We start from the raw sequence: 11773 nt of genomic DNA, 5'->3' as shown, positions 1-11773 counted from the left end.
TTTTTTGATTATTTATTCAGATTAAAAAAATTTAATTAAACGTTTGTTATCTCACTCTAGAATACATTGCTGGAAACAAAAGCTTGTCACTACTTATAATTATTAAACCAAGTATCAAAAAACAGAGCCAAAAATCATTGGCATGGCTTAAAAATATCTGTAAAAAAAGCAGCTTTTCTTATTGTATATTTACTACAACGGGAAGCTTTGACGATGACTGCGCTCAAATAAGGTTGTTACTGAGTAAATTTCCCAAAGTAGTTGCACTAGGTGGCGATGGTACATTGAACTTGGCGGTTAATGCACTAATAGGGAGCAGCTGTTCGTTAGCATTATTACCTTGCGGTACAGGTAACGATTTCTCCAGAGGGTTTAATTGCAAAGAAGATGATTGGCGAAAGGCATTATTTAATACACCGACAGCCATTGATATAGGAAAAATTAATAGCCGCTATTTTATTAATATTGCAGGGGTAGGATTTGATGCTCATGTGATTAAAACTATTAATGATAAAGCTAATTTTTCATCTTTTGATTACAGTTGGACGAGCATTAAAGAGCTATTTTATTATCAAGCTCAGCAGTTACAAGGTACGTTTAATAACGATGCTCGGCAGTATCAAAATTTAATTACTGTATTTGCTAATCATAAGTACTTTGGTGGCGGGCTAAAAATAGCGCCAAAAGCGGATTTAATTGATGGCCAGCTTGAGTGTTATCAAATGCGATCGGGTGGGCTTTTTTATAATGTAATAAGCTTTATTAAGTTATTTTTTAAGCGTCATGAGTATATAAAAAACCTTACCTATAGTCGCTTAAATACAGCTTCCATAAATACTGAAGGGCTATTGATTGAAGCAGATGGTGAGCTGATAGGTAAAACTCCTGCAGTTGTTAGTGTGCATGGACAAGCCTTACTTTTTCATATGCCAATAAAAAAGCGCCTACAGTAAAGTAGGCGCTTTTGCGTTAGTTGCGTTAATAACGCGTCTAACTGGGGACGGAGCCACTTTTAGCTATTGCTCTATTAGCTAAAAAGGCGTTAATTCGTTTTGTTGGGGTAAGCACAATGGCGTTACCTAATAGCACTAAGCTAAACCCTGCAAAGGTATTTGCGTGCCATTCAAAGCCTTCAAAAAAGCTACTCAGTGTTACTGCCACTAACGGGAATAAAACAATAACGTAGCTGGCTTTTTCAGGGCCTATATTTTTTAGTAGTGCAAAGTAACAACCAAAAGCGATTACAGTGCCAAATATTGATAAATAAAGTAATGATAACCAGTAGCTAGTTGGGGCGTTTAAACTAAATTGCACATCGTTCATTAATACATATAAAGCTAAGCCTATAGCACTATATAACATGCCCCATGCATTGCCCTGCAATACGCCAATTTGCTTACGAGAATTACGAACGCTTACCATGTTGCCCAATGAAGCCACAAAGGTGCCACCAAGGGCAAGTAGTAACCCGACCAATGCACCGTTACTTAAGTCGAACTGCTGTAATTGTGGCCAAAACAGACACGTAATACCTAATACAGCGAGTGCGGCACCGGTATAAATTCGTTTTGAGATAGGCTTGCCAAAAAATAGTCGAGTGTTAACTATGTTCATAACCAGCAACAGTGAAAAGGCGATAGAGGTCATAGCGGAGGTTAAGTAATTTTGTGCCCAGTAAAGCATTAAGTAATTTAAGGCAAAATTACAAAGAGCCAACAAAGCAAAAAAACCATGATCGATTAATGAAAAGCGCATATCCGGTTTTTTGTACGCTACATATAACCACATTAAAAGTGCTGCAATAGCAAAGCGATAAAATAACGATAGCTCTACAGCAATATCACCTAGCTGAAATTCGATGGCTAACCAAGTAGAACCCCAAATTAAAACGGTTGTAATGTATAGCGCTGCACTTTTCATGGTTACTCTCCAAAGCCCGATTGAATGGCTATTTTAAGACCTGTCTGTATACTTACCATATACAGAAAAGTAAAAATGTAACCTATACAGATTTGGATGCGTGATGATAAGACAGAAAAATAGCCAGGGGCATGAGTTTCTATATCAGCAAGTTATTCAGTTGATCAGAGATATGAGCGCCCAGCAGGTTTTACTTCCTGGCGAAAAACTTCCATCACTGCGTAAAATGGCAGATAACTTAAACATTAGTATTCCGACAGTGAAGCAAGCTTATCAAACACTTGAAGATCAGGGGTTAGTAGAGGCACGTGAAAAATCAGGGTATTTTTTAAAAGTCGTTAGCATGGCGCATAATTTACCTAAGCGAGTTAAATTAAGTCGCGAACCTGTTGTGGTAAATAAACAAGCCTTAATAGAGCAGGTATACAGTGCGATTCATCAAGCTAATGTAGTTCCTTTTGGTATCGCTAACCCAATTGCTGCTGCACCTACCGATAAAGCACTGGCGAGAAATATGCGCCGAGTAATGACTACAGCTGGCAGTAAAGCTATTAACTATGGACCAACAGATGGGTTTGTACCGCTGAAAAAGCAATTGGTGCATCGCTATTTAGATTTTGGTATTGGCATAAATATGGACGAGCTTGTGATCACCAATGGTGCACAAGAAGCCATGGCTATTGCACTTAAGTGTGTGACAAAGCCAGGCGATGTAGTTGCCATTGAGACGCCTTGCTATCACGGGATTATCGAGTTAATAGAAAGCCTAGGGCTTAAAGCGCTCGAAATACCACTGTGCCCAGATAATGGTATTTGGTTAAGTGATTTGGAACGCGCTTTAAATGAGCATGATATAAAAGCGTGTTTATTCTCGACTGCAATTAGTAACCCTGTGGGCAGCTTTATGCCTGATACAAACAGACAGCAGCTGGTGGAGCTACTTGAAAGTCATGACGTAGTGCTTATTGAAGATGACGTATATGGCGATTTATATTTTACGGCAAAACGAGGCACACCTGCTTTAGCGTACTCTAAAAAAGGATTAGTGATTAGTTGCTCATCTTTTTCTAAAACCGCAGCGCCTAGCTATCGTGTGGGTTGGGTCGTTGCCGGTAAATTTGCAACGCAAGCAAGGCGATATAAAAGAGCACTAAGTTGCTCTGCTTCGTTAATAAACCAATGGACGTTATCTGAATTTATTGCCAGTGGTGAGTACGACCGAAATTTAAAAGTGCTTAGGCAACGCTTGCGCGATAATAAAGAGCGTATGCGATGGTGCTTACAACAAGCTATGCCAAAAAATACACGTATAAGCGATCCAAAAGGAGGTTGCGTAATGTGGCTAGATTTAGGAGGCGAGTACGATAGCCAAACATTGTTTTTACTTGCGCTTGAGGTTGGTATTAGTATTACCCCTGGGCTTGTTTTTTCGGCCTCTAATAAATATAAAAGCTGTGTAAGGTTGAGTTATGGTGTGCAATGGAGCGCGCAAATTGAGCAAGCCATTATTACTCTGGGTAAGCTCACTTTATTAGCTAAAAAATAAGTCAACGAAATACAAAAAAGCAGCATTTAAGTAAACTTAAGTGCTGCCAAAGGGATGTTAAATAACATTTGCTGTACTAATTTTGTTTAAAGCTAAATAACTGGTAACCTTCAAGCTCAGGCACTTGCATTACTAATTGCTCTTCTTGTTTTGCAATATCAGCAAAGTTTCCACATAAAGAGTTGGCACGTTCTTCAAGTGCGCTTGCATGTAGCTCTACTTTTTCTTCTATTTGTGCACCCATATTTTCCATACGTTGTTCAAAAGCATCCATATCACCGCCTGAACCAAGTAACTCAGAACCTAAAGCTACTAAAATACTGCCCATTGATTGCATTACTGCTGATTCAACCGCTGTTTCTATCTGCTGCTCAAATTGTTGTTCAAAGTTTTCGCCAAATTGATTAAAACTTTGTTGGCCCATCACAAATGTACCTTGTTGGTAAAATGTGTTTTCTACTTCGATTTTAATGTCATCCATAAGCTCTGACATATTATCAAGGCCGTCAATATTAAATGCATTGCCTACTTCTTCTAATGCCACACCGGCAATTTTAACGCCTTCTAGCGCTATATTGGCTACTTCAGGTAATTGTGTGCGTAAACTATCAGAGTACTTGCTTAGCGCTTCGCGTTGTGAGCTATTTAGTGCTACAAATTCGCCATTTACGGTTAAGTCACCATGGCTATTAAACTGCATGGTTTTATTGTTGGCGGTAAAAATTTCCAATTCGTTTGGCTTAATGCGCACATCATTTTTAAATTCGACGTTACATTCATCATTACTAAATGAAATTGCAGAATCGTTATCGTTATGAGCCATAGCGGCTGGTGAACAAATTAATGCGCTAACTAATAGTAATTTTTTCATGTTTGTTCTCTACTTTTTGTTGATGACGATTAATTAATAACAAGTTTGATGCCAGTTTTATTTTTTAATATAAAACATATGGTTAACTGTTTTTGTTTGTTTTTTAGTAAATGAAATCAATTAATAAATAACTATTTTTTAGTCAAATTGGCTAACTAATAAAAATTAATAAATTTTATTTATCGATACGATAAAAAACTCTCACTTTCCTCAATTCAAATTTAGCGCTATTTATTCACATTACTGACATGAAGACTATTTACAGTAGTCACGTGGCTTTATTTTGATGTTAATTTGCACAGCATTTTGACGTTAAACATTTTAATTTTACCGACTATTGCGATAATAAAATCCTTGGTTGGTCTCAAACACTTTATGGAGTGGGTTGTGGGTAAGACATTTAGTTACGATGCGCTAGATGACGATTTTGTTGAAGACGAGTACGAAATGCTCGGCCGTAATCAACACGATAAGAACAAGCAAAAGGTTAAAAAGAAGTTGGAAGACTACCTTGAGCAAAAACGCTTGCGTAAAAATCTAGGCGAAGACGATTTAAGCGATTACACCGATTAAATTTCACTAGTATAAATAAAATACCAATTAATATTGAGAGTTTAAATGTGCAGTTATGCGTATGTTTAAGTTTCAGTAGTATTGGCAATAAAGAGGCCTTGCGCCTCTTTATTACTTTTTAAAGCGCATTTTTAGTTTGTGCCAAAGCTTTTTGAATTGTAAGTTCTAGTTTTTCTGGTTTAGTAAAAGGTGCATAACGTTTAATTGGCGTGCCATCTGCAGCAATTAAAAATTTAGTAAAATTCCACTTTATTTTACGTGTTAAAAAACCAGGTAAAGCCGATTTTAAAAAACGAAAGACTGGGTGAGCATGCTTACCGTTTACATCTACTTTGGCCGCCATTAAAAAACTCACACCAAAATTAATTAAACACCCTAGCTCTATTTGTGTAGCGTCGCCGGGTTCTTGCTGACCAAATTGATTACACGGAAACCCTAAAATAACTAAACCTTGGCTAGCATATTTATTATGCAAAGCTTGAAGCGACTCGTATTGGTAGGTAAATCCACATTTACTTGCGGTATTAACAATAAGCACAACCCTACCTTCAAAATCACTAAAGTTAATAGGTTGACCCTGCAAGCTTGTTGCGCTTAATTGATGGAATTTGTGCATATTGGCGTCTTTTTTATTATTGTTATTGGTATTTTAACCTGAGTACAGTATTTCATAAAGTACAAAGAGTGCTCTAATTTAATATTAAAAATAGCCCCATACCGGCAAGTGTTGTGTAATAAATATTATGTGTTTTATAGGCAACAATGATGGCGACTATTGCTGCGCTTAAATAAGGGTTTTGCCAGTTTAAGTTAATGCCATCTTCATTCAAAAACACGATAGGCACCCAAATTGCTGTAAGCACCGCAGGTGCGCTAAAGCTTAAAAATTGCTGCATTTTAGGACCTACTTTAAACGGTAAAGCGCGGTGTAAAAATAAATAACGCGTAAAAAATGTAATGCACGCCATGAGTAAAATAGTTGTCATCATAGCGTTGCTTCCTTTTTAGCGGTTAGCCTTGCTGTGCTGTAACCTGCGGCCATTGCCAGCAGCGCTGAGCAAACAAGCCACAACTCAAATCCTGTACTTTTTAAAAGCGTTGCGCTAACACCAGCTACAATTACCGTAACGAGTGAGGCCAAATTTTTGATTCCCGGAATAACCAACGCGATAAACGTCGCGGCAATTGCAAAGTCGAGCCCTAAATTAGTTAGGTCGGGCAGCATTGTGCCCGCTACAATGCCAATTAACGTCCAAATATTCCATGCAATATAAAAGCTAAAACCAGCGCTTAATGCGTATATTAAGCGTGTTTTTGTTCTATATGCTCTTCGATGATGAGAAAACGCAAACAGCTCGTCGGTTAAAACAAAACTTACTGGTAAGCGCCAACGCATAGGTTGATCAATCACCTTATGACGCACGGCTAACCCGTATAAAAAATGCCGAGAGCTAATAATAAATGTTGTGAATAAAATTGTGAGCAATGGTGTGTTGCCCGCCATAAGTTCAATCGCAACAAGCTGTGCAGAGCCTGCAAATACTAATAACGACATTGCTTGGGTTTCAAAGGCGCTAAAACCATTTTGAATCGCTAAAGAGCCGCATAAAATACCCCAAGGAACAACGGCTAAACACAGTGGTAGCATATCTAAAAAGCCTTTTAAAATAGCTTTTTTAACTGGTTGCATGATATTTACTCTCACGGCTTGTAGAATGGCTCATAAGGATACCTTAATATTATGATGTTAAAGTAGTTAACAAATTAAATAATACTGTTTTTTTTAAGGATAGGCACAATGACGACGTTAAAAGTGTGGGATGGGTTTATTAGATGCTTTCATTGGTTTTTGGTTGTAAGTATTGCAGTGCTTTATTTTAGTATTGAAGAGGGCATGATTGAGCTTCACTTTGTCGCTGGTTTTTTTACTTTAGCACTTATAGTAACACGTTTAATATGGGGTGTTATTGGTAGTAAAACCGCGAGATTAAGTGGGTTACTGCATTCTCCTAGAGCTATTTTAAGGGCGCTAAAAACACCAAGCGAATCGTTAGGCCATTCGGCACCCGGTAGCTGTATGGTGATAGTGTTTTTTATATTGATCATAACGCAACTTGTAAGTGGCTTAATGAGCAGTGATGGTATTTTAACTGACGGGCCGCTTGCTCAATATGTGTCTAGCGATACGATTGATTTTGCCAATTGGCTACATGAGCTGAATTTTGACATTTTACTTTATGCTATTGGCTTACATGTATTAGCTATTATTGTTTATAGAATAAAAGGCAAACCGCTGGTTAAGGCGATGATCACAGGCTCAAAAGAGTTAAAAGCGGATGACTCTGAGGCTAAAGTAACTAAAGCGTCTTGGCCTGCGTGGTTAATATTTATATCTTTATTGGTGTTGCTGGTATTTACGTGGGCGAAAGAGCCTTTAACTTATTTGTTTAGTTAAAAACACATTAAACCAGCCTTAAAGGGTTGGTTTTTGTTTTTGGTTACATTCTTTTGTTTGATTGTTATGCGGGGTCGAATTATAATCGCCGCATTGCTGGCAAACTAGCCGAAAGGTTAGGACGCAAAGTTTCCGGTCTAAGGCTTTTTAAAAGCTATGGTAGCGGGACTACTGCATAACGTGTTGTTATGTATCACTTGCCCTCAGTGTATTTTTTGTGTATCCATAGTGTATGGATAAGATTTTGTAACTCTTAAGGTGTTGCCGTGTTTATGCATACGTCGTTGGCCTGTGGAAAGTGGTCAACAATAGGTTGCTTAAATCATCATACCCAACTATTTATTGGTGATGTGGTGAGTGTAACCTTTTACGACATGCAAGGAGAGCTGGTTAGTTTATCATTTGATTACAAGATCACCTCGCTTGAGCAAGGTGAGCCTCACGCATGGCCGCGTTTAGTTGCCGAGCATATTAATGTGCATGTTCCTCTGGTTAGCGCAGGTAAAATGACCGAACAGGGTTTAATTGTAGCCTATAGAAATAATGAAATTTTTGCACTGCAAAGCAGTGGTATATGTAAAGCACACATCGACTTTCATTGTATTGCAAAATGCGATGAGCGTGTTGTTAATAACCTTGATACTTATGATTACGTGTACCCTGAAAATTGTGAAAACTATAATGCGGGTACAAAGGTATTGCAGCCAAAAACTGGGCATGTATATCAATGCAGGCCTTGGCCATTTAATGAGTTTTGCCGCACGAATGACGATAATAAGTCTATGTTCGAACCTGGTGTGGGGCAAAGCTGGGCTATGGCTTGGCAGCAAATATAAAGCTTAAATTATCTTCCCAAAGGTATAGCGGTTTTAGTAATGAAGCGTTTACCGTTTTAGCCCATCCAACTATTGGATGGGCTTTTTTATTTTTATGATAAACTGCAAATCACATTATTTTTTTAATTGGTTTTGTTGTGTCTCGTCCTGACTACTCTTTAAGTTTATTACCTAATTTCCCGATTGCTAAACAGCAAGCCCATACATTAAGTACTCATAATAAGATACGTACCGATAATTACTATTGGATGCGTGATGACGATCGCCAGGATGAGCAAGTACTTGCGCATTTACATGCTGAAAATGCGTACTGCGATGAGCAGTTAGCTGCTATGAAGCCACTACAAAATACACTTTTTGAAGAGTTAAAAGCACGCATTGTAAAAGATGATAATTCGGTACCCGTTAAAGACGGGAAATACTGGTATCACTCAGAAGTTCGTGGTGATGATGAATACTCGCGTCACTATAGAAGTACGAGCATAAAGGCCGATAATAAAGAGCTTTTACTCGATGTGAATGTCTTAGCTGAAGGATTTGAGTTTTTTGAGCTGGGCGAAGTCGCACTAAGTCCATGCGAGCAGCTTATGGCTTACTCTGAAGATACTGAAGGTCGTCGTATTTATAATGTTCGCTTTAAAAGCTTAGCGACCGGTGAAATGCTACCTGATGTACTTGAAAATACAGAAGGACAAGTTGTTTGGGCTAACGACAATAAAACTGTTTTTTATGTAAAAAAAGATTTAAAAACGCTATTAGGATACCAAGTATTTAGGCATGAGCTTGGCAGCGAGCAAAGCCAAGACGTAATGGTCTACGAAGAGCAAGACAGCAGCTTTTTTATGGGACTTGGTAAAAGCCGCGATGAAAGCTTAATTATTATTGATTTAGCATCGACAGAGACCAATGATACATGGGTGCTTGATGCTAATAAGCCCACTGGCGAATTTAAAGCATTAATGCCGCGTGAAGATGGCCACGAGTTTGACGTAGATAAGCTAGGTGACACATTTTATATTGTGACTAACTGGCAAGCTAAAAACTTTAGATTAATGACGGCAACAAACGAAACAATTGCAGATAAAACACAATGGGTTGAGCATACAGCTCACAGAGAGAATGTACTGCTTGAAGGTGTAGAGTTATTTAATGACTTTTTAGTATTGAGTGAACGCGAGCAAGGGCAAGCTCGATTTGTAGTTGTTAATAGGCAAGGGGATCGTATGGCACTTGAGTTTGCCGATCCTTGTTATTATGCTGCAATAGCAATGAACCCAGAGCCAGACACAGGCACTGCGCGTATTTATTACTCAAGTTTAACAACACCAGGTTCTTTATATGATGTTGATTTAGCAACTGGCGAAAAAACACTACTTAAACAGCAAAAAGTACTCGGTAGTTTTAATGCCGATGACTATCAGTCTGAGCGATTAATGGTAACTGCTCGCGACGGAGTTAAAGTACCCGTATCAGTTGTTTATCGAAAAGACAGCTTTAAAAAAGATGGCACAAATCCGTTATTTCAATACGGCTATGGTGCGTATGGCTATACGATTGATCCAAGTTTTTCAAGTTCATCGCTGAGCTTGCTCGATCGTGGTTTTGTTTATGTAATAGCACATGTTCGAGGCTCTGAAATGCTAGGTCGCGAGTGGTACGAACAAGGTAAAAAAGAGCATAAACAAAATAGCTTTAGTGACTTTATTGATGTGACAAAAGCGCTTGTTGCACAAGGCTATTGTGATAGCAGCAAGGTGTTTGCCTCAGGCGGCAGTGCAGGTGGTTTATTAATGGGGGCGGTTGTAAACCAAGCACCAGAGTTATATTGCGGTGTTGGCTGTCATGTACCATTTTTAGACGTATTAACCACGATGCTTGATGAAAGTATTCCGCTCACAACAAATGAATATGATGAATGGGGTAATCCAAATGAGCCTCAGTTTTATGATGTAATTGAAGCTTACTCGCCGTATGACAATATTCGCGCCCAAAACTATCCGAACATACTCGTTACTACCGGTCTTCATGACTCACAAGTGCAGTATTGGGAGCCTATGAAGTGGGTTGCAAAAATGCGTGAACTTAAGACTGACAGTAATATTTTAGTATTTAAAACCGATATGGATGCAGGGCACGGCGGTGCATCAGGTCGCTTTAAAAGTTTAGAGGAAAAAGCACTCGAAATGGCCTTTTTTATTGCTTTATTAAATTAACTGCAAAATCGGAAAATTGTATTATCCTATATATAGAAGTTGATATATGTAAGGCGATATATGTTTGGTGCACATGGTGAATTTCAAATTTGTTCACAGCCCCCTCAGATGTATTTAGAATTGAAAGGGAGCTTTAATAATGAAGGCATTACGCTGTTAACTAATGGAGTTGTTCAGGAGTTGAGCACTCACCCTGAAAATACGATTAAGTTCGTGGTTGTTAATTTAAAAGAGTTTGAGCTGTTAACTTTGGATGGCCTCGATTCATTAGAGGCCTATTTTGCCGGTGTAAAAGAACGTGGCTATCAACGAGTTGATTATATAAACATTAATATCATAGCTAAAAATATGTTTGAAAAAGTATGGAAAAATAGCGATGTAGAAGTTAATTTTTATAAAGATACCGAAAGCTATTTATTAGTGCACCCAAATGACAGTTATATAAAACAGAACTGGTAACTAACATGAGTATTATAAACCGCTATTGAAGAGGGCTTATAATACTCTCTAAACACCCTTTATAGCGCCGTGAAAGGTTTAAACACATATCGTTTTTCAGCCTTACTTTATAATCGCCACTGTCAGTAGGCATCAGTTCGCAAATAGCTTGTTTTCTTACCAGCGTAGAGCGATGAATGCGAACAAATCCTTCAGGTTCTAGTTGTTGTTCAATATTTTTCATGGTTTCGCGATGTAGTACCGGCGTATTACCTTGGGTAAAATGCAGCTCTACATAGTTGCCCGCGCCATTAATCCAAATAATATCATTTATATCAATTAGCCTTACCTTACCTACATCTTTAACCACAATGTGTGATGATGGCTTTTCAGCTTGTGTGCTTTGCTGGTATTGGCGTTCGGCCGCACTTGCAATCGGGCAAAGGTGAATCAGCTTATCAAAGCATTTATCAATACGTGATGCAGTTGAATCTAATATTAAAAAATCTACAGCGCCAACTTCAAAGGCAAAACTCGCAAAATGTCCCGATTGAGCAATAATGACTAACTTCAGCTTTTTAGCAAGCTCAGTTAAATGCACTATTTGCATAGGGTCAGCTAGGTTGGTTAGTTCGTAAAACAGTACGTTGTATTGATCTGTGTCTATTTGATCTAACCTATTTGTTTGAAGAAAAGATTGAGATTCAAAGTGTCGGTGATCTTGCACACGCTTTGTTAAAAATGTTGCAAACTTAGTGTTACTAACAAAAGTTAATGCATGAAAAGAAGCGATCATTATTTTATATCTCTTGCTGTATATAATAATAAAGACCGTGCTTAGCGGAAAAACTGTTATGAAAAGTACAATATATTTATAAAATAATTGTGACGTACTGATTCATCCCATAAAAGCTGCTATTC

General features: G+C 38.1%; 13 protein-coding genes and 1 riboswitch. Of the genes, 7 read left to right on the top strand and 6 right to left on the bottom strand.

What is annotated here, in order from left to right:
* Positions 1–83: 83 nt before the first annotated feature.
* Positions 84–953, top strand: a complete 870-nt coding sequence (locus H5117_RS14805; RefSeq protein ID WP_182738514.1) for a diacylglycerol kinase family protein — start codon at positions 84–86, stop codon at positions 951–953.
* Positions 954–990: 37 nt separating this feature from the next.
* On the opposite strand, the gene H5117_RS14800 is transcribed toward H5117_RS14805, so the two are convergent.
* Positions 991–1920, bottom strand: coding sequence for a DMT family transporter (locus H5117_RS14800; RefSeq protein ID WP_004335033.1), 930 nt, complete (start codon positions 1918–1920; stop codon positions 991–993).
* Positions 1921–2023: 103 nt separating this feature from the next.
* Between H5117_RS14800 and H5117_RS14795 the strand changes: the two genes are divergently transcribed.
* A complete protein-coding gene (locus H5117_RS14795; protein ID WP_182738511.1) occupies positions 2024–3466 on the top strand; it encodes a PLP-dependent aminotransferase family protein in 1443 nt (480 codons plus the stop codon).
* 76 nt (positions 3467–3542) lie between these two features.
* Here H5117_RS14795 and H5117_RS14790 read toward each other — a convergent pair whose 3' ends face one another.
* Entirely contained in the window at positions 3543–4337 is a 795-nt protein-coding gene (locus H5117_RS14790) for a YggN family protein (RefSeq protein WP_182738509.1), read from the bottom strand.
* A 387-nt stretch (positions 4338–4724) separates the two neighbouring features.
* Between H5117_RS14790 and H5117_RS14785 the strand changes: the two genes are divergently transcribed.
* Positions 4725–4910: a PA3496 family putative envelope integrity protein gene (locus H5117_RS14785; RefSeq protein ID WP_007579801.1), complete on the top strand. Its 186-nt coding sequence runs from the start codon at positions 4725–4727 to the stop codon at positions 4908–4910.
* A gap of 118 nt (positions 4911–5028) precedes the next feature.
* Here the strand turns inward: H5117_RS14785 and H5117_RS14780 are convergent, their stop codons facing one another.
* The 3 genes from H5117_RS14780 to H5117_RS14770 form a co-directional block, all read right to left on the bottom strand.
* Positions 5029–5526 (bottom strand): glutathione peroxidase, encoded by a 498-nt coding sequence (locus H5117_RS14780; RefSeq protein WP_182738507.1) that lies wholly within the window; start codon positions 5524–5526, stop codon positions 5029–5031.
* Between the two features lie 73 nt (positions 5527–5599).
* Entirely contained in the window at positions 5600–5899 is a 300-nt protein-coding gene (locus H5117_RS14775) for an AzlD domain-containing protein (protein ID WP_004335020.1), read from the bottom strand.
* Positions 5896–6600, bottom strand: a complete 705-nt coding sequence (locus tag H5117_RS14770; protein ID WP_182196307.1) for an AzlC family ABC transporter permease — start codon at positions 6598–6600, stop codon at positions 5896–5898. The genes H5117_RS14775 and H5117_RS14770 overlap by 4 nt, the downstream gene beginning before the upstream one ends.
* Positions 6601–6708: 108 nt before the next feature.
* Between H5117_RS14770 and H5117_RS14765 the strand changes: the two genes are divergently transcribed.
* The 4 genes from H5117_RS14765 (at position 6709) to H5117_RS14750 (ending at position 10873) form a co-directional block, all read left to right on the top strand.
* Complete coding sequence (locus H5117_RS14765; protein ID WP_182738505.1) at positions 6709–7365, top strand: cytochrome b/b6 domain-containing protein; 657 nt, start codon at positions 6709–6711, stop codon at positions 7363–7365.
* Positions 7366–7453: 88 nt separating this feature from the next.
* Positions 7454–7541, top strand: a riboswitch (cyclic di-GMP riboswitch).
* Between the two features lie 96 nt (positions 7542–7637).
* Positions 7638–8201 (top strand): chitin-binding protein, encoded by a 564-nt coding sequence (locus tag H5117_RS14760; protein WP_182738503.1) that lies wholly within the window; start codon positions 7638–7640, stop codon positions 8199–8201.
* A gap of 137 nt (positions 8202–8338) precedes the next feature.
* Entirely contained in the window at positions 8339–10414 is a 2076-nt protein-coding gene (locus tag H5117_RS14755; protein ID WP_182738501.1) for a S9 family peptidase, read from the top strand.
* A 60-nt stretch (positions 10415–10474) separates the two neighbouring features.
* The gene (locus H5117_RS14750) at positions 10475–10873 is read left to right on the top strand and encodes a hypothetical protein (protein ID WP_024597142.1); all 399 of its coding nucleotides are present in this window, start codon (positions 10475–10477) and stop codon (positions 10871–10873) included.
* Between the two features lie 22 nt (positions 10874–10895).
* On the opposite strand, the gene H5117_RS14745 is transcribed toward H5117_RS14750, so the two are convergent.
* Complete coding sequence (locus tag H5117_RS14745; RefSeq protein ID WP_182672457.1) at positions 10896–11648, bottom strand: LytTR family DNA-binding domain-containing protein; 753 nt, start codon at positions 11646–11648, stop codon at positions 10896–10898.
* Positions 11649–11773 lie beyond the last annotated feature (125 nt).

It is taken from the genome of Pseudoalteromonas sp. SG45-1 (assembly GCF_014164135.1).
Classification (GTDB): domain Bacteria; phylum Pseudomonadota; class Gammaproteobacteria; order Enterobacterales; family Alteromonadaceae; genus Pseudoalteromonas; species Pseudoalteromonas distincta.
The sequence above is the reverse complement of the archived record's forward strand: the minus strand, read 5'-3'. Positions and strand labels throughout refer to the sequence as shown.